The sequence below is a fragment of the Flavobacterium sp. W21_SRS_FM3 genome, from assembly GCF_052113625.1.
GTDB lineage: Bacteria > Bacteroidota > Bacteroidia > Flavobacteriales > Flavobacteriaceae > Flavobacterium.
In genome coordinates this window covers 158525-181665 of record NZ_JBGQOD010000003.1, presented here as the reverse complement: position 1 = coordinate 181665, position 23141 = coordinate 158525, and the positions used below count along the sequence as shown (strand labels likewise).

The following is a 23141-nucleotide window of genomic DNA, read 5'->3' as shown; positions in this document are numbered from 1 at the left end:
GTTTATTTATGGCCTAGCCCAGATAGCAGCGGTATCCCACGCTTTTTTGCGTGGATATAGCGTATAGCTGGAAATTGCTCCTAAAAGCGAGCTCAAAAATACGGATAAATAGTATTTTATAAAAATTGATAGATAGTTTTTATAATTTTTTATTGCTAAGAATGGATATTAAACTTACATTTGTGGCTACATTCAAAAATTCCGGAAAACATGTTTGAATTTTCACAGTATTTAGGCTTTTTACTTTTTTTAACCATTCTTACATTAGGATTTTGGTTAATGTTCTTTCTAGTTAGTTTTGTATCCTATTGGATAGGAGGCGCAACTTGGGAAGCTTATAAAGAAAAAAAAGCTAAAAAGAAGCAAGAACAACAATCAATTTAATTTGACTGTTAGATAAAAAAAGACTCGTGAAAACGGGTCTTTTTTTTGTGCCAATATTTCCTGTAAAAAAAATACGGGTCCGTTTGAAACGAACCCGCATTTATCATGATTAATTAACCCAATTAAATCATTGTATTATCCTGGAAAACCACCGCCATCATCTTCTGTGTTTTTTGGTGCATTTTTATCTCTGTCTGTTTTCTTTTTATTAAGACGGTAAGTGAATGATAAGTTAAATTGTCTTTTTCTCCACTGAAATTCGCTGTAAGAGCTTACACTAGATAAATTAGTCTCTGATTTCATTTTGCGTGAATTGAAGATGTCACTTACATTAAATGCAATTGTAGCTTTGTCTTTTAAGATATCCTTGCTAAAAGCAGTATTTACCATGTATTGACCTAAACTTTTTCCTTGTGCTGTATTGCTTGGTCCAAAGTACATTCCGCTTGCCTGCCATTCAATTTTGTAAGGCAATGTTAAACGAGAATTAACTCTCGCAAACCATGAAAATGCTTTGTTATCTAAATTTTGAACAATCACTTCGTCCTGTGAATTAGTATAGGTAAAATCCCCCGTCGTTTTAGTGTCGTACAAGTTGAAGCTACTATTTATTTTCCATTTCTTGATTGGAGAATAATTTAAAGTGAATTCAAATCCAAATTTTTGTTCTTTTCCAATGTTGATAGGAGTACTAAGGATAACTGGTGTGCCATCTACAAACTCTCCGCTTTCATAACGTACAAAAGAAAATACATCAGTAGTTTTTTCAAAATACATCGAAGTGTTAAAAGTTACTTTATCCCAACGCTTAATATATCCGATATCAAATTTATCAGTCAATGATGGATCTAAATCTGGGTTACCTCTAAAGATGTTAATATTACTTGAAACGTTAGGAGTAGGATCTAAAAACCTTCCTCTTGGTCTAGATAATCGTTTGCTATAGCTTAAAGATAAACTGCTTTGTTCTGAAATCTCATAATTCATAAAAGCACTTGGGAAAAACTTGTTGTACCTTTTATTATTGAATTCGTTACTTTTTAATAAGTTAACATCGATATTTGTATCTTCCCAACGCAATCCAAACAAATATGAAAGTTTATTTACTTTAAAACCATACTGCGTGTACAACGCATTGATTTTCTCTTTGTACTCTAAGGTGTTTGATAGGAAATTATCTAAATTATTCCCGCTTTTAGAGATATCATAATCTTTATTCAAATCATTAAAATTACCTTTATAACCAGCTTCAAACTGGCTTCCTTCACCTATAGGTAAAACGTAATCAGCTTGGAACTGAAATTGTTTTTGTACGCTGTTATTGTAAGTAGTTTGATAAGTATTAGAAGTTGGGGTGTTTACATAAATACCATCAATAACAGAGTCGTCAACATCTTTACTTCTAGAATACGATCCATCCATCGTCAATTTATGTCCTCTATCATTGAAGTTCTTAAGGAAATTTGACGCAAATTCGAAATCTTTACCTTTATCATTTCCATCATTTAAACGGTAATTAGAAGATGTAAAGACATTATTACTATCAAAGTTGTTGTAATTAACGATGTCTTTGTTTTTCCCGTTATTTTCTCTGTAGCTAATGGAGTTGGTCCAAAATGTATTTGGAGCGACCGTCCACTCAACTCCCGTTTTAGTACTTATCCCTTTTCTTGTTCGCTGCGTGTCGCGATCTTCATATATGTACTTATTAGTAGATCCATCAGGGTTAAAATACTGTGAGTTTGTTAAACCTGCACCTTCATTAGTTCTATAATTATAACCAGTAGAAGTAAAGAAATTTAAGTTTTCTGTTTTGTAATTCAAGTTTGTACTTAAACCATAAGTTTCCGGTATACCTACTGAAGCGATAAAAGTACCATTAAAACCAAGGTTTTTTCCTTTTTTCAAAATGATATTTAAGATACCGGCTCCACCCTCAGCGTCATAACGTGCAGATGGATTAGTAATCACTTCAACTTTATCAATTGCATCTGCTGGTATTTGGCGTAAAGCCTCAGCCATATTTAAAGCATTAGAGGGACGTCCGTCAATAAAAATACGAACATTATCACTACCTCTTAAACTTACATTTCCTTCAACATCTACAGATACAGAAGGTACATTTTCTAATACATCGCTGACAGTTCCCCCTTTTACAAGCATGTCTTGACCTACGTTATATACTTTTTTGTCTAGTTTAATCTCTACTGTAGACTTTTCGGCACGAATTACCACTTCGTTTAATTGCGCCGCATCTTCAGTCAAGGCTAAAGTCCCTAAATTAGTACTTTCTTTTAAAACCTTCTCTTTTAGTTCAATTGATTTAAATGAAATAAACTCAATTTTAATAGTGTACATTCCCGGGAAAACATCAATATTAAATTCTCCTTTGGGATTAGTGATTCCACCAGCAATTACTTTAGCACTTTTTGAATTAATGAAAGTAACAGTAGCATATTCAAGAGGTTGTTTGCTTATTTTTTCAATAACAGTTCCTGTAATTTTAATTCTTTCCATTGCCGGACCTTGTTGTCCAGGACCTGGCCGTTGCTGTGCAAAAGTGAAAAAGAAGGAAAGGAATAGTGTTAAGGTTAGAAAGTAATTTAAATGATGACGCATTATTTTTAGTTTAGATTATCGTAATAGGATTACAAAAATCGCATTTGGTTTAATGAGAGAATCATAAAAAACTGTTAAATAAAAAATGTGTAAGTTATAGCTACACCTGCAGAAAGTTTTGAAGTTTGTTTAACTCTCTTGCAATGATCGCTTTATCTCCTTTTATGACGATAGGACGTTCAATAAGTATTGGGTTTTGAACCATCGCTGATATAATTTCTTCGTCCGAAATAATTTTACCTTTAAAATTCTCAATCCAAACTTTTTCTTTTTGGCGTACTAATTCTATAGGTTTAATGCTGAGTTTTTTAATTAGATTAGTAAGTTCCTGAAAGGTGGGTGTATCTTCAAGGTATCTGATAATTTCAAAGTCGTTTTTTGAATCTTCCAGAAAGGCTAAACAGTTTCTGGATTTACCGCATCGGGGATTATGGTATATTTGTATCATTGTGCTATTTTTGTTTTACGCTTTTTTCAAGTTGAGCATTCATTGTTAAAACAAAAATAAGCTATGAGAATTAAATTATACATATAATTAAATAGAAATACATGTTTATAGAACAGGGAGTAAATAAGGAAAATAAATTTTGGAAGTATATTGTTGGGTCTATAATCATTATAGCCACCTCTTTCATAGGTCAAGTACCATTATTACTAGCCTTCTTTTACGAAGCTATGAATAGCAACAGGCACATGCCGTCTACTACCGAAGAAATGATGCGTTTTTTTGAGCCAAATGTTACTTTGTTCTTATTGCTCATTTCATTTGTGGTTACTTTAATGGGAGTTTATTTTGTAGTGCGCTATATTCATAACCAAAGTTTTCTGTCGGTTACCACTTCTCGAAAAAAGGTTGATTGGAACCGCATCTTATTTTCCTTTGGTTTGTGGTCGATGTTTACCATCGTTTCTACATTAATTTTTTATCAAATAAGCCCTGAGGATTTTCAATTCAACTTTAAGCCGATTCCTTTTCTAATATTAGTCGTTATAGGAGTTATTTTAATTCCGTTTCAAACCAGTACAGAGGAATACGTTTTTAGAGGGTATTTGATGCAGGGTTTTGCTAATCTTGCTAAGAATAAATGGTTTCCTTTATTAATGACTTCAATAATTTTTGGAGGGATGCATCTTTCTAATCCAGAGGTAACTAAACTGGGCAATATTATTTTTGTGTATTATATAGGGACAGGATTATTTCTGGGTATTATAACCCTTATGGACGAGGGAATGGAGTTAGCGCTAGGCTTTCACGCTGCTAATAATCTGGTAAGTGCTTTACTGATAACATCTGATTGGTCTGCTTTTCAAACGCATTCCATTTTTAAAGATATTTCAGAACCTCAAGCAGGACTGGATGTAATCTTGCCAGTTATAGTTGTATACCCAATACTTTTATATATCTTTAGTAGCAAATATGGTTGGACTGGTTGGAAAGAAAAACTGACAGGAAAAATAACTGTAAATGAATCTAATATTCTTTAAATAAGACAAAAATAATGAAAGAAGTAACCTATAAAAATGTACACAATCGTTTTAAATTAAACGGCTTCCATCTCGATAAAAATGACTTATGCCGGGTCTCTTATTGTTTGATCAAAGAGGGGGATGAGTTTGAAAAATCAATTGGAGATTTTTTATTGGACTGGTTTGATAATAAAGAATACATTGATTTGCCTACTTCGGGTACAACGGGTACGCCAAAAATGGTACGAATCGACAAACAAAAAATGGTACATTCTGCCTTGGCAACAGGTGATTTTTTTGATTTGAATCCAGGTGACAAAGCATTATATTGCTTGCCAACAAAATATATAGCGGGGAAAATGATGTTAGTGCGAAGCTTTATTTTAGGACTGGATATTGATTTTGTTCCACCAAGTTCACATCCTTTGGCTAAGAATGAAACCAAATACGATTTTGTTGCCATGGTGCCTTTACAAGCCCAAAATTCATTAGCTGCTTTAAAAGATGTTAAGAAAATAATTGTAGGCGGTGCAAAAATGAGCCCTTCGCTAGAGAAAAGTTTGTTGAAGCTGAAGAAAACTGAAGTGTATGAAACTTACGGAATGACAGAAACTATAACACATATCGCTGCTAAAAAAGTTGGTGAGAAGGCTTTTTCAATTTTGCCTAATATCAAGATTTCGCAAAACGATTCTAATTGTTTAGTTATTGATGCTCCTAAAATTTCAAATGAACAAATTGTTACCAATGATTTAGTTGAGATTATAAATGAAAATCAATTTGTCTTTTTAGGGCGCATTGACAATATTGTAAATAGTGGAGGAATAAAATTAATCCCAGAACAAATTGAGGAAAAATTAGCTAATGAAATCCATGCTCGATTTTTTATTGCTGGAATGCCTGATGCTACTTTAGGTGAAAAATTAGTGCTTATTATAGAAGGTGAGGAGCAAAAATTCGATAAGACTGTTTTTAATTCTTTAGATAAATATGAAAAACCAAAAGAAGTTTTCTATGTTGCTAAATTTGCAGAGACTGAAAATGGTAAAGTAAAAAGAAAAGAAATTGTACAAAGTCTTTAAAACTACTATTTTAAAAAAACGGATCCAGTAAATGCTCAGTTTACTGGATTTTTTTATGGGTTAAAATGATTGTTTTTTAGAAGAACGAATATTTGTATTTCAAGCCCAAACTATTTTCAGCATGGCCATGAGCTAAAAACTGAGTAAAATCTAATGAGATACTCATCTTATTGTTGTACTCCTTATAGTTAAAAGATTTCCCCACATAAATCCCTGAGCAAAGCCCAAATTTTTGAGGTCCGGCAAATTCCGAAACAAAACCTAGGCCGATACCACCATTTAGATCAGACAACGCATAACCAACGCCAGACTCTGCTCCAAAATACCAGTCAGGACTTAAATTGAATTGAATATTAGGTTTGATACAAAATAGACTAAAATTATTATGTGAAGCTCGCTCTTTTAAGGTGCTCTCAGGGGTGATTAGTTTTTGACTGCCTTTTTTTATAAAGCGATAGTCGTAATCAAGTTTTAATCCTAAGTCGTACACGGGAGTGATTTTCTTCCAGGCTCTAACATTAAATCCTACAGCAAGCCTATGGGTTCTAAACATCATAATGTGGACAGGTATTGAAAGATTTACTCCAGACTCTAAATGAATTATTTGATATTCTTTTGATGGATTTTTAGAATATTTAAATTCTTGCCCAAAAGCCTCTTGCCCCAAAAACATCATTATACCTATATAGATCAAAGTTGAATATTTCATCTTGATTTATTTTTTAAATCTTAAAAGTGCTAACGTGTAACGTTACTACTATTTAATTAATAAATGAGAGAAAGTAGGTAAGGTGGGGTGTTATATAAAGATAAGAAATAATGCGTTGAAATCAGTTTTAGTCAAGAATTTTATTGGTAAAAAAGTGTTTAAAATAGTGATTTCAAATAAGTTGTAATGGTAGAATAACCCTTTGGTTATTGTGCAACACTAAAGAAAGATTAGCATTACTGCTCTTTAATATCGTTTAATATCCACTTAAGTTCCGGGTCGTTATTGGTAATAATATCTTGGACTGTCGGTGTGATTTCTTGATCAGGATAAATCCCGTGACCTTTAGTGTCAGTCTTATAATGAGTTACAATGTGCATTAGTCCTATCCTAATCTTTAAATTAGATTGGGGTAATTTGATGTTGGGCATAAATCCTGCTACTGTTCCATTAAAAGCTCCTCCCGTTTCTTCTCCTACAAATGTGGCTCGGTGCGAACCTTTTAAATTTGATGAAATGATACTTGATGCCGAAAAACTTCCTCCATTAATAATGACATAAAGCTTACCGTTAAACGCATTTTTCTTAACTTCTTGGGGTTTTGTTCTTGTAGCGAAATAGTTAATTAAGTTTTTGTCCTTACGAACAGTCAAGCATAAATATGCATAGACAGCGGGTGCATATACCGCTTTGAGGATTTTCAACGGAAGTGAACCGCCGTTAAAATAAGCGCCATTAAATAAACTTGATTTTGAAACAACTTCTGATTTATCTAAAAAAATAAAGGTAGAATCAGCTAAGTAGGAATACAAATGGTTGACTTCACTCAAGCGGCCTCCACCATTGTCTCTTAAGTCGAGAATTACGTTTTTAATATTTTTATCTTTTATTTTTTGAAAGCTTTCTTTGTAAAAACGTTTATAGGGACCGTTTTTAAAACCTCTTATTTTAATTAGGGCTGTACTGCTGTCTTTTTCTAAAAAACTTAAATTACGTGTATAATTATTGTCTTCTTTGTCATAACCATTTATCCTCTTTTTTCGCCTTAATTCTTTTCTTTCTTGGTGATCAATAGTGACAGCTTTAGTTGTTGATTTTGAGTATTTTTGCTTGATGCTGTCTTTTTTAAACCTTTTTATAATTACATTATGAATGCTGTCGCTATGCTTAAAAACATAGTTTAGACTATCTTTTATTCCGTTTTCAATAGTAAAAAATCGAGTAAAACGTTGGGTATAACTTTGCTTTTTAAATGTGGTATTAAATCCATCTGATGAATAATAATTCCCGAATTGTTGAATTAAATCTAGTGGTTTAACGTCGTTTACACTGATGAGTTCGCTTCCTACTTTTATAGTTTGATCATACGATTTATTTTTGACGACATATATTTTGTTATCAAGAAATTCAAAATCAAATTGTGAAAATGGTCCTGTACCTTTTTTCTCTAATGCTTTACTTTCTTTTTTAGTTAGTAATTTTGACGGAGGATAAACAAAGGAATGACCTTGCCTCACAGCAGCTACAACAGGACTTAATTTTTTATAAAAATCAAGTGGAAGCATGGGTGCTGTAATGCTGGTTTTTAAACTGTCAAACTTATAGTCGAGTTTTTCTTTACTTATGTACAAGTAAAGATTAGGGTGTAATTTTTTTAATTTATTGTATGTAAAATCAACATCAGATTGTAACGCCGAAGCCGGGACTATAGTAGACAAACGTTTATTATGTTTTTTTACAGCAGTACACTGAATAAATAGTACAAGTATTAAACTAAAAAGAAAGCATTTTTTCATCTATTTTGATGTGACTTTATTCAATCTCAGTTTTATTGCTGTTACTAAGGGATAGTGCACTAGCAATAAAACTGAGATTAAAAACAAATTATACTTGAATAACTCCTAAGTTAAATGGTTTTTCAATAGGAGCGTGGTTTGCTGCTTCAATTCCCATCGAAATCCAAGTTCGGGTTTCTAAAGGGTCAATAATATTGTCTGTCCACAATCGAGAGGCAGCATAGTATGGAGAAACCTGTTCGTCATAACGCGCTTTTATTTTTGCAAATAGTGCTGCTTCTTTAGCTTCATCGATTACTTCACCACTCTTTTTAAGTGAAGAAGCTTCAATTTGTGCTAAAACCTTCGCCGCTTGTGTTCCGCCCATTACGGCAAGTTCTGCACTAGGCCAAGCAAAAATTAGCCTCGGATCATAAGCTTTTCCGCACATGGCATAATTTCCAGCACCATAAGAATTACCAACTATAACAGTAAACTTGGGCACTACTGAATTACTAACTGCGTTGACCATTTTAGCACCATCTTTAATGATTCCGCCTTGTTCAGATTTTGAACCCACCATAAAACCTGTTACATCTTGAACAAATACTAAAGGAATTTTTTTCTGATTGCAATTAGCGATAAAGCGAGTCGCTTTATCGGCACTATCAGAGTAGATAACACCACCAAATTGCATTTCGCCTTTTTTAGTTTTAACCACTTTTCTTTGATTGGCAACAATACCTACTGCCCAGCCATCAATTCTGGCATAGCCTGTAATAATAGTTTGACCATAGCCCTCTTTATAAGCTTCAAACTCCGAGTTGTCTACTAAACGATTGATGATGTCCATCATGTCGTATTGTTCGTTTCTTGCTTTAGGTAAAATCCCGTAAATTTCTTTTTCGTCTAATGCTGGTTTTAGTGCTTTTATACGGCTAAATCCTGCTTTATCGTAATCACCAATTTTATCGACAATATTTTTAATTTTATCTAATGCATCTTTGTCGTCCTTAGCCTTATAATCTGTCACACCAGAAATTTCACAATGCGTCGTGGCACCACCTAAACTTTCATTGTCGATGGTTTCACCAATAGCCGCTTTTACTAAGTAACTACCCGCTAAGAAAATACTTCCTGTTTTGTCTACAATGATAGCTTCGTCACTCATTATAGGTAAATAAGCACCACCAGCAACACAGCTTCCCATAATTGCCGATATTTGCGTAATTCCCATACTACTCATTTGAGCGTTATTTCTAAATATACGTCCAAAATGCTCTTTGTCAGGGAAAATTTCATCTTGCATAGGCAAATAAACACCTGCGCTATCCACAAGGTAGATAATGGGCAGCCTATTTTCCATTGCAATTTCTTGTGCTCTTAGATTTTTCTTTGCGGTAATAGGAAACCAAGCACCTGCTTTAACAGTAGCATCATTAGCAACAACAATGCATTGCTTGCCTTTTATATACCCTATTTTGACAACAACTCCTCCAGAGGGGCAGCCTCCATGTTCCTTATACATACCTTCACCAACAAAGGCACCTATCTCTATTGATTTTGCCTTGTTGTCCAGTAAATAATCGATACGCTCCCTTGCAGTCATCTTTCCTTCAGTATGAAGTTTCTGAATTCTTTTCTCTCCACCACCTAATTTTACTTTAGTGTATTGCTGTTTTAATTGGGATAATAAAAGTTTATTATGATCTTCGTTTTTATTGAAGTTTAAATCCATGAGATTGTAATTTTTTGAAGGAATTTTATCAGCTAAAATACAAAAATCATTGAAATAAATGATTTCTATTGCTATAAATGCAAAAAAGAAAACAAATTTAAAATCTGTTTTCTTTTTTGATATTATAATTCCCATTTAGGGTATTTATTTACTAAAAATAGTCGGCTAAATGCAGTGTTTATTTTTTGGATTCATTGACTAATCTTTTTAAGATTGCCCATTGTTTTAATGCGTCACGAGCTTCTACAGCAGGATAACCAAGCATGGTTTTTCCAGCAGCAATATCTCCTGTAACACCTGAGCCTGCGCCTACGATTGCTCCGCTACCTATGGTTGTGTGGTCTTTTATAGAAGCGCTTCCACCGATGATAACACCATCACCTAAAGTTACAGAACCTGCAAGTCCGCTGTTTCCAGCCATGATACAAAAACGTCCTAGTTTACTATTGTGTCCTATTTGAACTAGATTATCAATTTTACAACCATCACCTAAAATAGTAGAACTAAATTTACCTCTATCGACGCAACTATTAGCTCCAATTTCGACACTATTTCCTATAATAACATTTCCAATTTGCGGAATTTTGACCAAACCTCTTTCGGCACAAGGTCGAAAACCAAAACCATCGGCTCCGATAGTAGCATTAGGATGAATAATACAGTCTGAACCAATATGACAACGCTCTCTTATTACGGTGCCTGACCAAATTACTGTATTGTCACCAATAGTACATTCGTCTAAAATAGTAACATTAGGATATACCGTTACATTTTCAGTAATTTTTACATTTGGTCCTATATAACATCCAGCACCAATTCTTGATCCATTACCAATAGATGCCGTCACATCTATCACCGCTGTAGGGTGGATTGTGCTATTAAATAAAGGTGTAGGTGGGGCAAAAAGGGATAAGACTTGAGACATAGCTAAGTCGGCATTTTTAACTTTAATGAAAGCTCTATTAGCTCCAGGTTCTATAGAAATATCTTCATTTACAACTGCAACGGCGGCATTAGAATCAGCCCAAAGTTTTTCATATTTTTTGTTACCAATAAATGTGATTTCAGTATTTGAAGCTACTTCAAGTTGTTCTGGTGCTGTTATATTTTGGGAGGTGTTGCCCACAATTACTCCTTTTAAAATATCATTTATTTCTTGTATTGAATAGGATTTCATTAAATATATTTGGGATTAGCTGTTAATAGTTTTCAAATAAAACAATTTAGTGTTATAATTCCTAATATTTGCGGGTTCTTTAACAGCTTTAAAAATGATAGAGCTACAACTTAAGAGCTTAATAATATAACTTTGATATTATTTGATGGTTTACTTTTGCAAAATAATTTTATTGAACAGTATGAAATCCATCTCCATAAAAGCCGCCTATTTACTACTTTTCTTTTTTTGCAATCATGCTAGTGCTCAAGTACAAGCTTTGTTTAATAATAAGACTCAGCTGAGAACCATGTCAGAAAGATGGGAATTAGACAGTAGCTCTGTTAGAGGAACATTTTTAGTAACTCCTTATAAACCAATATATGTTTTGCCAGTGCGGTGGTCTAATAAACCGAATGAGCAACCACAATCAGGAAACTTAAATCCTGACTATGTTGCTGAGGATGGTGTAGATTATAATAATATCGAAGCTCGTTTTCAGCTTAGTTTTAAAACTAAAGTAATGCAAGATATATTCTGGGGACAAGGTGATTTATGGGTAGCTTATACACAAGTATCACATTGGCAAATTTATAATAATAGTCTTTCCAGACCTTTTAGAGAAATTAACTATGAACCTGAAGTCATTCTCAATTTTCCGATGAATTTTAAATTATTTGGTTTCAAAATGAAAATGGCTGGTGTAGCTTTTAATCATGAATCTAATGGGAAAAGTTTGCCCCTCTCGAGAAGTTGGAATAGAGTAATTTTTCATGCAGGATTTGAAAAAGACAACTGGAGTGTTTATATTAGGCCTTGGTTCCGTTTAAGAGCTTCCAAAGATGATAATCCAGATATTGCTGAGTATATAGGCAGAGGTGATCTAAATATTATTTATGCTAAAAACGGTAATGTATTTTCATTTAAAGGCAATCATAATTTAAACTTTAATTCAAATTCTAAAGGGAGTGCTACTTTCTCCTGGTCTTATCCTATACAAGGTAATTTAAAAGGTCACCTTTTGATCTCTCAAGGATATGGAGAAACATTAGTAGACTATAATAATAAGCAAACTACTATTGGAGTTGGTGTTTCACTGATCGAATGGTTGTAAAATAAAAGAACTTTATTTCAGTAAATAAAGTTCTTTGGTAGATTCTTTGGTACGAATTATTTTATAGTTATTGGAATAGTAAATTTAACTCGAGCGTCTTTACCATCAATTTTCCCAGGAATCCATGATGGACTGTGAACTAAAACTCGCAACGCTTCAATATTCATATCGCGATTAAATCCTTGTATTATGTTAAAATCTTTTAAAGAGCCATCTAATTCAACTACGAAACCTACTATTATTTTGCCTTTTGAAGCATTCGGAGATTTGAAGTTTTTTGCCACATATTTATAAAACTCCTTTATTCCTCCAGGAAAATCAGGTTTTATATAATATGGATAAAATTCAATTTCTTGTCCCTCATCATTATAACAATGACCATCTACAAACTTATTATTATCGTAAGTTTCTGTGCGCTTTAGTTGACCGTTAGCATAATACGTTTGCGATACACCCTGTTGTTTACCCTTTTCCCAAGTTTCTTTTTTAATTAAAGTACCGTCACTGTTCCATTCATAAGAAACACCGTCAATTAATCGTTTTTTATAATTTGTAAAATAGATGCTATTTCTTTTTACTCCATTCATATAGTATGTATCTCTCTGTACACCTTTTAAGCTGTCTTTGTAAGTACTGTAAAACATGGCTCCATCTGGGGAAGCTAACTCTTTAAAATCCTCTGTAAAATATACTTTCTTTTGTCCGTAGAATGTTAATGATAAAAATAGAACAATTAGTACTAGCGATTTTTTCATAAAATGTAATAATTAAGTAGACCAAAAATAAACAAAAAAATCCTACAGAAAACAGTTGTTTTTAAATAAAATTAAGGTAGTGTAACGCTACTATTGCTAAATTAGGATTGTAAGATGTTGCCAGCAATATAAATAAAGCCTAAAGCTTTAACTGATAAAAGTAGTATTTTTGTAAAGTAGTAGAGCATACTAATGTGCTGTTAAATAATCAAAATAAATCCCAGTAGCTTATGAAGTTTTTAAATCGATTCTTGTTCTTTTCGGGTATGTTGTTATATGGTATGCTACAAGGACAAATAACTAAGCCTATGATAGAAAACGCTTTATTGATTGCAGCAAGCAATAGCAATAAGTTAGAAAATAGTAAGCAGCTGTTAGTTGTTTATAATAATCAAATAGAAAGTTATTCGGCGCAATTTGTCGCCTTAGAGAAAAAAGACGGTCTTTGGCGTTTAAAGCAAGGACCAGTTTCGGCTGGAATTGGTAAAAAAGGTTTTGCAAGATCTTCAGAAAAAAGAGAGGGCGACGGAAAGTCACCAACAGGTATATTTCGATTAGGAAAACTGTTTTCATATGAGAAACAAACCAAGACACTTTTAGAAAATCAGCAAACTACTGCCGAAGATAAGTGGATTGATGATCCCAATTCAGATCAATACAACACCTATGTAAATGGATCTACGGATGCTAAATCCTACGAGAATTTACTATTAAAGAATGATGCTTATAAATACTGCATGGTGATTGAATACAATACAGATCCTGTCATAAAAGGAAAAGGAAGTGCCATCTTTTTTCATTTGGCTACAAAAAAACCTTCTTATACTGCGGGTTGTGTTGCGATTGATGAGGAAAACATGAAAACAGTAATTAGTTGGCTGGACCCTAAACAAAACCCAGTTATTATTATGGGCAATTTGCAGGAATTAATAGATGGCTTGTGATTGTTTGCAAAATAAAAATCCTCTTACTTTTCACTAAATGAATGTAAGAGGATTTTAAATTTAATATGTATTACAGTTTCTGGTTACTCTTCTTCTCGCTGGCCCATCATCATTAAATAAGCTTTCAAAAATCCGTCTATTTCACCATTCATTACACCGTCAACATTACTGGTTTCATAACCTGTACGTACGTCTTTTACTAATTTATAAGGTTGCATCACATAATTTCTTATTTGTGAACCCCATTCAATTTTCATTTTTCCCGCTTCGATATCGGCGCGTTGTGCCAGTTGCTTTTTTAATTCAATCTCGTATAACTGAGAACGCAACATTTGCATAGCACGCTGTCTATTGTCTTGCTGTGATCTAGTCTCAGAACATTGTATCTGAATTCCTGTTGGCTTATGAAAAAGCTGTACTTTAGTTTCTACCTTATTCACATTTTGTCCTCCCGCACCGCTAGAGCGCGATGTCGTTATTTCGATATCTGCAGGATTAATATCAATTTCGATACTGTCATCAACCAAAGGATATACATATACAGATACAAAGGAAGTATGTCTCTTTGCATTGCTGTCAAAAGGAGAAATGCGCACTAATCGATGCACACCATTTTCACCTTTAAGATACCCAAAAGAATATTCTCCTTCAAACTCAAGTGTTACCGTTTTAATTCCAGCAGCATCTCCTTTTTGAAAGTTCAGTTCTTTTATTTTATAACCGTATTTTTCTCCCCACATCATGTACATACGCATGAGCATTTCGGCCCAGTCACAACTTTCAGTTCCACCAGCACCAGCGGTAATTTGTACCACAGCGCTTAGTGTATCCCCTTCGTCAGAAAGCATGTTTTTGAACTCAATGGCATCCAGATGTTGTTCAATAAGATGGTATTGCTCGTCAAGCTCTTCAGCTGTTAGTTCGCCTTCGCGATAAAATTCATAAGCAAGTTGCAATTCATCAGTCATTTCGACTGCTTTATCGTAATCTTCGATCCATTTTTTCTTATTTCGAAGGTTCTTTACAATAGCTTCGGCTTCTTTAGCGTTATTCCAGAAATCAGGGGCAAAAGTCTTTTCTTCTTCGTTAGAAATTTCAATAAGTTTGGCATCAACGTCAAAGATACCTCCTCAACGCACCAAGGCGCTCTACAATACCTTTTATTTGTTCGGTAGTTGTCATAAATTGTGTAATTTTGTTGGACAAAAATAAGAAAATTTAAGAAGAGGCAAGTCGTGACTTGTCTTTTTAAATAAATATAAAATGGTTATATGGAAATAAATTTAGTTAGCGATACGATTACTAAGCCCACATATGAAATGTTACAGTACATGTTTAATGCCGAAGTAGGTGATGATGTGTACAAACAAGATCCAACTGTTATTGAATTAGAAGATACGATCGCGCAAATTTTTGGTATGGAGGCGGGATTATTTTTTCCATCGGGGACCATGGCTAATCAAGCAGCTTTAAAACTACACACACAACCGGGCGAGCAAATTATTGCTGATAAATATGCTCATGTTTATCTGTATGAAGGGGGAGGGGCTTCGTTTAACAGCGGTGTTTCTTTTGCTTTATTAGATGGTGATCGCGGTATGATAACAGCAGAGCAAGTAGCAGCTGCCATCAACGATCCTGAATTTTACCACAGTCCGTTAACGAGCTTAGTTTGTGTGGAAAATACAACGAACAAAGGAGGAGGCGCTTGTTATGAAATCGAAGATTTGCAAAAAATAAAGGCTGTATGTGATGCTAATAATTTAAAATTCCACCTTGATGGTGCCCGAATTTGGAATGCACTAATTGCCAAAAAGCAAGATCCTAAATCTTTTGGAAAACTATTTGATACTATTTCTGTCTGTTTATCAAAAGGATTAGGTGCACCAATAGGTTCTGTTTTATTAGGAGACAAGGCAACGATTCACAGAGCATTGAGAATTCGTAAGATATTAGGTGGCGGTATGCGCCAAGTTGGTTATTTGGCGGCAGCCGGATTATATGCCTTAGATCATAACATTAGTCGTCTAGCTGAAGATCATAGAAGAGCCAAAGAGCTTGGAGAAATATTAAGTACTAGAGAATGGGTAGCCAAAGTAGAACCTGTAGAAACTAATATTTTAATTTTTACTTTGAAGAGTAATTACAGTGAGAAAGATTTGGTTGAAAAATTGAAACAAAAAAACATATCAATCAGTTCGATGGGTCAGGGGAAGTTGAGAATGGTAACACATCTTGATTACAGAGAAGTGATGCATACTTATGTATTGGAAACTTTGTCAAAATTATAAAGAAAGAGTGGTGAATTATGTGTCTAGATGCTAAGACTCCTAATTCACCACTTATTTTATTAGACTATTTAAATAAATTGTCCATACCTGGAATCATTGGCATGTCCATTTTGGCAACAGCATCTAGTTCAGCCTCGTTTACCTTAGTTGCTTTTTCGATGGCTTTATTCATTACTAGAATCATGTAATCTTCTAGTTGTTCTTTGTCTTCTAACAATTCATCAGCAATGGTTAATGATTTTATTTTTCTATTCGCTGTAATTGTTACTTTTAATAAACCGTCAGTACTTTGTTCATCAACAAGAACAGAATCCAAACGCTTTTTTGTTTCTTCAATTTTATTTTGGGTTTCCTTTAGTTTTCCCATCATTCCCATTAAATCCATTTTTGCTCTTTTTTAAAGTTATTGAAATACGAAATTACTATTTTTACAGTAATAAGCAATGCAAATTAGATGAAAGATGCTGACATTATCCGCTGGCTTTGTCTTATTTTTGCAACAATATTTAAATTAGGAAATTACTACAGATGATAGAAAAGATACAACCACCCGTTGCAAAGAAAATACCAACCCTTTTAGAAAAATTTGGAGACATACGAACCGATAATTATTTCTGGATAAAGGATAGGGAAAATCCTGAAGTCATTGATTACCTTACTAAAGAAAATGAATATTATGAGGCAATGACGGCTCATACTAAAGATTTTCAAAAAGATCTATTTGAAGAGATGAAAGCTCGAATTAAGGAAGACGACGAGTCAGTTCCTTATTTGTACAATGGGTATTACTACATCACCCGTTTTGAAAAAGGAAAAGATTATCCTATTTATTCTAGAAAAAAAGGAAGCCTTTCGGCAAAAGAAGAAATAATGTTTGATTGTAATGTTTTGGCTCAAGGACATAAATACTTTCAGTTAAGTGGTCTAAGCATTAGTATTGACAATGAAATGGCTGCATATGCTATTGATACAGTAGGAAGACGTATTTATACTTTGCATGTTAAGAATCTTACTACGGGAGAAGTATTAAAAGATAAGATAGAGAATACTACTGGGAACTCAACTTGGGCAAATGATAATAAAACAATGTTTTATACTAATCAAGATGCAAAAACCTTACGATCAGATAAAGTATTGAAACATAAGTTGGGTACAGAAACTGCTTTAGATGAATTGGTTTATTTTGAAGAAGATGATACGTTTGATGTAGCAGTAGGGAAAGAGAAATCAAAAAAATATATTTTAATAAGTGCTTCTAGTACGTTAACTACAGAGTTCAGAACTTTATTAGCTGATAACCCTGACGGGAAATTTAAAGTTTTCCAAAAAAGAGTGCGCGGTCTTGAATACAGTATCTCTTATTATGGAGGAAGTTTTTACATTGTAACAAATAAGGACAAGGCAACCAACTTTAAACTAATGAAGACGCCGGAAAAGGCTACCAATAGAAAAAATTGGGTAGAGGTTATTATGCACCGCGAAGACGTATTACTAGAAGATATAGACATCTTTAAAGACTTTTTAGTGGTTTCTGAACGAAGTAATGGCTTGAACCGAATCCGAATTATGCCATGGAATGGCGATGCCGAATATTTCTTGCCTTTTGAAAGTGAAACTTATACCGCGTATACCACAGCTAATGTAGATTTTGATACTGATATTCTTCGTTATGGCTACCAGTCTTTGGCAACTCCTTCGTCAGTGATTGATTTCAACATGAAAACTAAAGTTAAAGAAGTCAAGAAAGAACAAGAAGTACTTGGTGGAAAATTTGATAAAAACAATTACCACGAAGAAAGAGTTTGGGCTACAGCCAAAGACGGAACTAAAATTCCGATTTCTATGATATACAGGAAAGGCTTGAAAAAAGATGGGAAAAATCCGTTGCTATTGTATGCTTATGGTTCTTATGGACATTCTATGGATGCTTATTTTTCATCAACTCGACTTTCTTTGTTAGATAGAGGATTTGTTTATGCAATTGCCCATATTAGAGGAGGAGAAGATTTAGGAAGACCATGGTATGAAGGTGGAAAATTAGCTAAAAAGAAAAATACGTTTACTGACTTTATAGATTGCTCTAAGTATGTAATCGAACATAAATATACTTCTCCAGAACATCTGTATGCAGAAGGTGGTTCGGCTGGAGGTTTATTGATGGGAGCAATAATTAATATGGCACCTCAATTATACAACGGAGTTATTGCGCAAGTTCCTTTTGTAGACGTTGTTACCACTATGCTGGATGATTCGATACCACTAACTACTGGTGAATATGATGAATGGGGAAATCCAAATGTTAAAAAATACTATAAGTACATGAAGTCTTACTCGCCTTATGATAACTTAAAAGAACAGAAATTCCCAAATATCTATGTATCTACTGGTCTACATGACTCTCAAGTGCAGTATTGGGAACCAGCAAAGTGGGTGGCAAAGATGCGAACACTAAAAAAAGACGATACTGTTTTGTATCTTGATACCAATATGGATGCAGGTCATGGTGGGGCTTCAGGTAGGTTTGAAGCACTGAAAGAACTGGCCAAAGAATTCAGCTTTTTATTAGATTTAGAGAAAATTAAAAACTAATTCAAAATTTTTTGTTAAATTTGCAACGTTTCGGGGTTGAATAAAATTTGCCTTGATTAACTATTTTTTTATGAAAGAAGAAATAAATGCTTATAACAATGTTTTAGAATTAATAGGTAATACACCACTTATTAAATTAAACAAAGTCACCGAAAAGTTAGAAGGTAATTTCTATGCTAAAGTAGAAGCTTTTAATCCGGGGCATTCCTCTAAAGACAGAATCGCGTTATATATTATTGAAGAGGCCGAGAAAAAAGGAATTTTATCTCCAGGAGATACCATCATTGAAACTACATCTGGAAACACTGGATTTAGTTTAGCAATGGTAAGTATCATCAAAGGCTACAATTGTATTCTTGCTGTAAGTTCAAAATCATCCAAAGATAAGATCGATATGTTACGTAGCTTAGGTGCTAAAGTATATGTATGTCCAGCTCACGTTTCTGCAGATGATGAACGTTCTTATTATAATGTTGCTAAAAGATTACACGAAGAAACTAAAGGATCTGTTTACATCAATCAGTATTTTAATCAATTGAATATTGACGCGCATTACAATTCTACGGGACCTGAAATTTGGAAACAAACAAACGGTAAAATCACACATTTAGTAGCTTGTAGTGGTACTGGTGGAACGATCTCTGGAACGGCAAAATACTTAAAAGAGCAAAATCCTGATATTAAAATTCTTGGAGTTGACGCATTTGGTTCTGTATTGAAAAAATACCATGAAACAAGAGAATTTGACAACGACGAAATCTATCCTTACAGAATTGAAGGTCTAGGTAAAAACTTGATTCCATCGGCTACTGATTTTGACATGATCGATAAGTTCATGAAAGTAACTGATGAAGAGAGCGCCCATACAGCAAGAGAAATTACTCGTAAAGAAGGATTGTTTGTTGGTTATACTTCTGGAGCAGTAATGCAAGCTATCAAGCAGTATGCAGAAGAAGGAGAATTTGATGCAAACAGTAATGTTATTGCCATTTTCCCAGATCATGGTTCTCGTTATATGAGTAAAGTGTTTAGCGATGATTGGATGAACGAACAAGGTTTCTTTGATAGTGTTAACGAAGAAGAAGCTCAGAAAATCGAAATGATCAAATAATATTAAAGTAATATATTTAAAAGCCCTATTTGCTAGTGCAAATGGGGCTTTTTATTGACTATTAAAGGTTATTTTTAGCGACTTAATCTAACAATTCAGGATTACTAAGTATTAATTCTATCTTTTTAATAGTGATGGTGATTTGGTTCATTTGCAGTTCTATATTTCTAAAAAAGAGACTAATATCTCTATTGACCCAACTTTCAGAAATTACTCTTGAACCCAGACTAATTCTTAATATAGCACTTTCGATTTCATTAGTGTATTTTACATTAACCGCTTGACCGATATGGCATTTTTGGGCAGCAAGCCGAATGATTTCTATAGAAGAATCTTCAAACTGTTTGGACAAATCAGAATTCAATAAAGTATATAATTTCTTTACTTTATCAACTGATAACGCCTGATTGTCTTTTAGAATGAAGAAAGGAAAAATGGTGCGAATGTTTCTTATTCCAAACTCTTTACTATTATAACTATTCGTTTTAGCTTCGTTACCATAAATAGGCTGTAAAAAACTAGCGTCTTGTATAGAATCTTCAACAAAATTGCAAAACATTTCAATTCCCATATTTCGATATAAAATGGGGGTTTTGTAATATCGGTCCATTTCCACCACGGCAGCATTCCAGCGCATATAAGAACCATAGTTATAACCGTCAGACAAATCACTGGAACAGAACCAAGAAGCAGGCCAGTCAGAATGATTGTAATATTGGGTTAAACCTTTAGGTAATGTATTCTTTATAGAGTGAATTAATTTATTCACATTTTTAGGAAGAATTAAGGCGCCACAATACGGAGGGCCTGTGAAAAATTTACTACCTGTTACGGTAACAATATATCCTTTGTTTAAATAATTTTGTATGTCTTTTGGATCTAATCTTAGCTGGGAGCCATCTACAATTATTTGAATAGACAAATCTTCGAGCGTATTTAGCTTTTTAATAAAGGCGTCACTAGGCGCTTGATAACCTAATTTTGACTGATCCATAGTATGCAACACTACATGTCTGCCTTGATCTTTGGTTTTTAAAACAGCAGTAAATACTTCTTCATCTAATTGCTTAGCCGATTTTAACGCACCATTTTCATCTCTGAATGGAATTTTAATTAAATCAACATCTCTAAAACCTTCGATTCTATCTCCCTTTTTTATAGGGAAATTAAGTGCAGTAGTGTTTTCAAAATGACAGCCTTTTAATGCAGATGCCACACCGCTACCCGTTTCATCAGAGGCTACTAAAATATGTGTAATTTCTTTATCAGAAGCAATCTGTGTAATCGCTGCAATTTGAAGAGAAGAATCAGTACCTGACGGTGAAAAAATAATTTCACATTCCTCATTCAATTTGAAAATTTTTCTAAGGTTGCTTTTTAGTAATTCAGAAAATTCTGCTGTAGTAGTTTTAAAACCATTTTTCAAGCTGTTTCTAATTAATATACTTCTCACTTTATCTGTTTTGTCAAAAGCAAAGTTAGAAACGCTGGATGCTGTTGATGAAGCAAATGTAAAGGCATCAGGTCTTGGAAATGGACGACACCCGTATTTGTTTAGCAAATGAATTTCGTCAATATTCAGTCTGAGATCTCCTCCAGACATTAATAAGTATTCTGTGGGTTTTGCTAGATTTTCGACAATAGGTCTCCAAGATTCTTTAAGTGGGGTGTTTGAAGTCTCTAAACCGTGGAAAGATTGCAGCTCTTCGTGTTTTAGCAAAGTTTCGGTCTTAAATTCAGTATCATTTTTGATTAAATTTATTAAAATATAATCAAGATTTTCTAATTTTTCTTTATCGTTTTTGGGAAGTAAATTATAAAATATACGAGTCACTTCTAGTGCTGCTATATCACATAAAACAGCATCTTTTTTTTCGTTATTTAACGCTTTATACCACAACTGCCATTCAATACCATATCTTAAATATACTAATGCTAATATGGGTTTGTCTAAAAATGAGGAGCCAATTATGATCGATTTGTTGGGTACAATCTTAAAAACAGTAGGATTACTTGTTGAGGTAATAATATTGATGTTATTAATTTTTGGGACGGTATTAAATCTCTTTAAAATGCGAACTAAGTAGTTAACATTTTCTTTTTCAAATAAACTGCTTCTTTTATATTGATTTTCAATTAGAATATTGTTTGTCATATATGCTATAATTTAAAACGTTCTGTAGAACGATAGTCTTTGGAAAACCGACTTAAAAGCTCGTTTTCCCTTTGGTATTCTGTATGTTAAGAGACTGAATTCTCTTTTTTAAAATTATCCTGTGAATGGCTTGCAATTTTGCCATTTCTTTATTGTTTCATTTATCGGAGAAGCAGCAAATATAATGAACTTGCAATGATGTAAAAAAATATAAAACAATACTCATCTATCACAGTTCCATCTTTGCTTTGTGAGAATCAATTTACTTACTTATGAAACAATTAGGCAGGTAATATACTACTTATAAAGATGATGTAATCCATCTTTGTTTATTAATTCACTAGCTGAGAAAGGGTGATAAGCACTATTGCAATTATAGCTAATAGTAAGCCAATATAATTATAACGGCTAACTTTCTCTTTAAAAATTAAAATTCCGACGAGACTTCCCACTATAATCACACCCATATTCATTGCAGCAAATACGGTAGATGGATTTTTGGCGAAAGCCTGATGTGCCTTGAGATAAAATAAAATATTCCCAAAATTAAAAACACCCACTAAAGCTCCCAATAGCAAATTGATACTATTTATTTTTACTTTTTTAACGGCTAATTCATAAAGAATGACAGCAATCATAATGACTAACGAAATTGCAAATACAACAAATAACGAACTCGTAAATGGCAATCTTGTGGTTAATGCGATTTGCTTAAACAAAATATCAATCGCTCCAAAACCAAATAAAACTACCGTTGGATAAATCCATTTATTACTAGTATTATCTGTTTTTTTGGAAAGAATAAGCAGTAAAGCGGGTAGTGCAATAATAAAGGCAATAAGCTTCATGCTATTGAATTCTTCATTAAATAGCAACCAAGCGGCTAAGATAGGAATAAAGAGCGAAAGCCGTTGCGCAGCATCTGTTTTTACAATTCCCATATATTTAATAGAAGCAGCTAAGAACAAAAAAATAGTTGGTAATAAAATACCTAATGGAATATAAATACCCCAAGGCGCTGTTGTATCTATAGCTTGTAAATTAGAACTAAAAAAGGCATAACTAAGCAATAAAGCAAAGGAATAATTCCAAGCTACGATTTGGGTCGTACTAATGGTATATTTTCGAGCAACTTTAAAGATAACGCCTACTGTAACGCTACATAATATACTTAATAGAAGAAATAACATGCGAATTGATTTTAAAATTTTAAATAATTTCAAACAAAAAACTCCAGCCGAAGCTAGAGTTT

The 23141-nt window shown here is 33.4% G+C and carries 19 protein-coding genes; 8 read left to right on the top strand and 11 right to left on the bottom strand.

Translation table 11 applies throughout. The features are described from left to right. Positions 1 to 210: 210 nt before the first annotated feature. Positions 211 to 384 carry a hypothetical protein gene (locus ACEN2K_RS07045; protein WP_441758621.1) on the top strand — a complete coding sequence of 58 codons (174 nt, stop codon included), beginning with the start codon at positions 211 to 213 and terminating at the stop codon, positions 382 to 384. A 135-nt stretch (positions 385 to 519) separates the two neighbouring features. On the opposite strand, the gene ACEN2K_RS07040 is transcribed toward ACEN2K_RS07045, so the two are convergent. Continuing rightward, positions 520 to 3003, bottom strand: coding sequence for a TonB-dependent receptor domain-containing protein (locus ACEN2K_RS07040; RefSeq protein ID WP_441758620.1), 2484 nt, complete (start codon positions 3001 to 3003; stop codon positions 520 to 522). Between the two features lie 100 nt (positions 3004 to 3103). After that, entirely contained in the window at positions 3104 to 3451 is a 348-nt protein-coding gene (gene arsC / locus ACEN2K_RS07035) for an arsenate reductase (glutaredoxin) (protein ID WP_441758619.1), read from the bottom strand. Positions 3452 to 3552: 101 nt separating this feature from the next. Between arsC and ACEN2K_RS07030 the strand changes: the two genes are divergently transcribed. Continuing rightward, complete coding sequence (locus tag ACEN2K_RS07030; RefSeq protein ID WP_441758618.1) at positions 3553 to 4488, top strand: CPBP family intramembrane glutamic endopeptidase; 936 nt, start codon at positions 3553 to 3555, stop codon at positions 4486 to 4488. 14 nt (positions 4489 to 4502) lie between these two features. Continuing rightward, positions 4503 to 5552 (top strand): AMP-binding protein, encoded by a 1050-nt coding sequence (locus ACEN2K_RS07025; RefSeq protein ID WP_441758617.1) that lies wholly within the window; start codon positions 4503 to 4505, stop codon positions 5550 to 5552. 76 nt (positions 5553 to 5628) lie between these two features. Here ACEN2K_RS07025 and ACEN2K_RS07020 read toward each other — a convergent pair whose 3' ends face one another. The 4 genes from ACEN2K_RS07020 to lpxD all read right to left on the bottom strand — a co-directional run bounded on the left by ACEN2K_RS07020 (position 5629) and on the right by lpxD (position 10951). Continuing rightward, positions 5629 to 6261, bottom strand: coding sequence for a hypothetical protein (locus tag ACEN2K_RS07020; protein WP_441758616.1), 633 nt, complete (start codon positions 6259 to 6261; stop codon positions 5629 to 5631). Between the two features lie 236 nt (positions 6262 to 6497). Further along, the gene (locus tag ACEN2K_RS07015) at positions 6498 to 8057 is read right to left on the bottom strand and encodes a S41 family peptidase (RefSeq protein WP_441758615.1); all 1560 of its coding nucleotides are present in this window, start codon (positions 8055 to 8057) and stop codon (positions 6498 to 6500) included. 88 nt (positions 8058 to 8145) lie between these two features. Further along, positions 8146 to 9774: an acyl-CoA carboxylase subunit beta gene (locus tag ACEN2K_RS07010; RefSeq protein WP_441758802.1), complete on the bottom strand. Its 1629-nt coding sequence runs from the start codon at positions 9772 to 9774 to the stop codon at positions 8146 to 8148. A gap of 178 nt (positions 9775 to 9952) precedes the next feature. Further along, positions 9953 to 10951: a UDP-3-O-(3-hydroxymyristoyl)glucosamine N-acyltransferase gene (gene lpxD / locus ACEN2K_RS07005; protein ID WP_441758614.1), complete on the bottom strand. Its 999-nt coding sequence runs from the start codon at positions 10949 to 10951 to the stop codon at positions 9953 to 9955. 181 nt (positions 10952 to 11132) lie between these two features. Between lpxD and ACEN2K_RS07000 the strand changes: the two genes are divergently transcribed. Continuing rightward, positions 11133 to 12044: a phospholipase A gene (locus ACEN2K_RS07000; RefSeq protein ID WP_441758613.1), complete on the top strand. Its 912-nt coding sequence runs from the start codon at positions 11133 to 11135 to the stop codon at positions 12042 to 12044. Between the two features lie 56 nt (positions 12045 to 12100). Here the strand turns inward: ACEN2K_RS07000 and ACEN2K_RS06995 are convergent, their stop codons facing one another. Then, positions 12101 to 12799 carry a hypothetical protein gene (locus ACEN2K_RS06995; protein WP_441758612.1) on the bottom strand — a complete coding sequence of 233 codons (699 nt, stop codon included), beginning with the start codon at positions 12797 to 12799 and terminating at the stop codon, positions 12101 to 12103. Positions 12800 to 13029: 230 nt separating this feature from the next. Here ACEN2K_RS06995 and ACEN2K_RS06990 point away from each other — a divergent pair, with 230 nt between their 5' ends. Further along, positions 13030 to 13743, top strand: coding sequence for a L,D-transpeptidase family protein (locus ACEN2K_RS06990; protein WP_441758611.1), 714 nt, complete (start codon positions 13030 to 13032; stop codon positions 13741 to 13743). Between the two features lie 83 nt (positions 13744 to 13826). Here ACEN2K_RS06990 and prfB read toward each other — a convergent pair. After that, a protein-coding gene (gene prfB, locus ACEN2K_RS06985) for a peptide chain release factor 2 (RefSeq protein ID WP_441758610.1) occupies positions 13827 to 14925 on the bottom strand; the annotation gives its coding sequence in 2 pieces (ribosomal slippage) (positions 13827 to 14861 and positions 14863 to 14925; 1098 coding nt in all). A gap of 89 nt (positions 14926 to 15014) precedes the next feature. Here prfB and ACEN2K_RS06980 point away from each other — a divergent pair. Next, positions 15015 to 16034, top strand: a complete 1020-nt coding sequence (locus tag ACEN2K_RS06980) for a threonine aldolase family protein (RefSeq protein WP_441758609.1) — start codon at positions 15015 to 15017, stop codon at positions 16032 to 16034. 64 nt (positions 16035 to 16098) lie between these two features. On the opposite strand, the gene ACEN2K_RS06975 is transcribed toward ACEN2K_RS06980, so the two are convergent. After that, positions 16099 to 16419, bottom strand: coding sequence for a YbaB/EbfC family nucleoid-associated protein (locus ACEN2K_RS06975; protein WP_441758608.1), 321 nt, complete (start codon positions 16417 to 16419; stop codon positions 16099 to 16101). 143 nt (positions 16420 to 16562) lie between these two features. Between ACEN2K_RS06975 and ACEN2K_RS06970 the strand changes: the two genes are divergently transcribed. Both ACEN2K_RS06970 and ACEN2K_RS06965 read left to right on the top strand, forming a co-directional pair. Beyond that, complete coding sequence (locus tag ACEN2K_RS06970) at positions 16563 to 18623, top strand: S9 family peptidase (RefSeq protein WP_441758607.1); 2061 nt, start codon at positions 16563 to 16565, stop codon at positions 18621 to 18623. Between the two features lie 70 nt (positions 18624 to 18693). Then, on the top strand, positions 18694 to 19734 hold the full coding sequence (locus ACEN2K_RS06965; protein ID WP_441758606.1) for a PLP-dependent cysteine synthase family protein: 1041 nt from the start codon (positions 18694 to 18696) through the stop codon (positions 19732 to 19734). 82 nt (positions 19735 to 19816) lie between these two features. On the opposite strand, the gene ACEN2K_RS06960 is transcribed toward ACEN2K_RS06965, so the two are convergent. Both ACEN2K_RS06960 and ACEN2K_RS06955 read right to left on the bottom strand, forming a co-directional pair. Next, positions 19817 to 21889, bottom strand: coding sequence for a hypothetical protein (locus ACEN2K_RS06960; RefSeq protein ID WP_441758605.1), 2073 nt, complete (start codon positions 21887 to 21889; stop codon positions 19817 to 19819). Between the two features lie 332 nt (positions 21890 to 22221). Further along, entirely contained in the window at positions 22222 to 23079 is an 858-nt protein-coding gene (locus ACEN2K_RS06955) for an EamA family transporter (protein WP_441758604.1), read from the bottom strand. Between the last annotated feature and the right edge of the window lie 62 nt (positions 23080 to 23141).

What these genes read in the sequence shown, in the direction of transcription:
- ACEN2K_RS07030 (WP_441758618.1), top strand. Translation starts at nt 3,553, where the DNA reads ATGTTTATAGAACAGGGAGTAAATAAGGAAAATAAATTTTGGAAGTAT.
- ACEN2K_RS07000 (WP_441758613.1), top strand. Translation starts at nt 11,133, where the DNA reads ATGAAATCCATCTCCATAAAAGCCGCCTATTTACTACTTTTCTTTTTT.
- ACEN2K_RS07040 (WP_441758620.1), bottom strand. Translation starts at nt 3,003, where the DNA reads ATGCGTCATCATTTAAATTACTTTCTAACCTTAACACTATTCCTTTCC.
- ACEN2K_RS07010 (WP_441758802.1), bottom strand. Translation starts at nt 9,774, where the DNA reads ATGGATTTAAACTTCAATAAAAACGAAGATCATAATAAACTTTTATTA.
- ACEN2K_RS06970 (WP_441758607.1), top strand. Translation starts at nt 16,563, where the DNA reads ATGATAGAAAAGATACAACCACCCGTTGCAAAGAAAATACCAACCCTT.
- ACEN2K_RS06980 (WP_441758609.1), top strand. Translation starts at nt 15,015, where the DNA reads ATGGAAATAAATTTAGTTAGCGATACGATTACTAAGCCCACATATGAA.
- lpxD (WP_441758614.1), bottom strand. Translation starts at nt 10,951, where the DNA reads ATGAAATCCTATTCAATACAAGAAATAAATGATATTTTAAAAGGAGTA.
- ACEN2K_RS06955 (WP_441758604.1), bottom strand. Translation starts at nt 23,079, where the DNA reads ATGTTATTTCTTCTATTAAGTATATTATGTAGCGTTACAGTAGGCGTT.
- ACEN2K_RS06995 (WP_441758612.1), bottom strand. Translation starts at nt 12,799, where the DNA reads ATGAAAAAATCGCTAGTACTAATTGTTCTATTTTTATCATTAACATTC.
- arsC (WP_441758619.1), bottom strand. Translation starts at nt 3,451, where the DNA reads ATGATACAAATATACCATAATCCCCGATGCGGTAAATCCAGAAACTGT.
- ACEN2K_RS07015 (WP_441758615.1), bottom strand. Translation starts at nt 8,057, where the DNA reads ATGAAAAAATGCTTTCTTTTTAGTTTAATACTTGTACTATTTATTCAG.
- ACEN2K_RS07020 (WP_441758616.1), bottom strand. Translation starts at nt 6,261, where the DNA reads ATGAAATATTCAACTTTGATCTATATAGGTATAATGATGTTTTTGGGG.
- ACEN2K_RS06965 (WP_441758606.1), top strand. Translation starts at nt 18,694, where the DNA reads ATGAAAGAAGAAATAAATGCTTATAACAATGTTTTAGAATTAATAGGT.
- ACEN2K_RS06990 (WP_441758611.1), top strand. Translation starts at nt 13,030, where the DNA reads ATGAAGTTTTTAAATCGATTCTTGTTCTTTTCGGGTATGTTGTTATAT.
- ACEN2K_RS07025 (WP_441758617.1), top strand. Translation starts at nt 4,503, where the DNA reads ATGAAAGAAGTAACCTATAAAAATGTACACAATCGTTTTAAATTAAAC.
- ACEN2K_RS06960 (WP_441758605.1), bottom strand. Translation starts at nt 21,889, where the DNA reads ATGACAAACAATATTCTAATTGAAAATCAATATAAAAGAAGCAGTTTA.
- ACEN2K_RS06975 (WP_441758608.1), bottom strand. Translation starts at nt 16,419, where the DNA reads ATGGATTTAATGGGAATGATGGGAAAACTAAAGGAAACCCAAAATAAA.
- ACEN2K_RS07045 (WP_441758621.1), top strand. Translation starts at nt 211, where the DNA reads ATGTTTGAATTTTCACAGTATTTAGGCTTTTTACTTTTTTTAACCATT.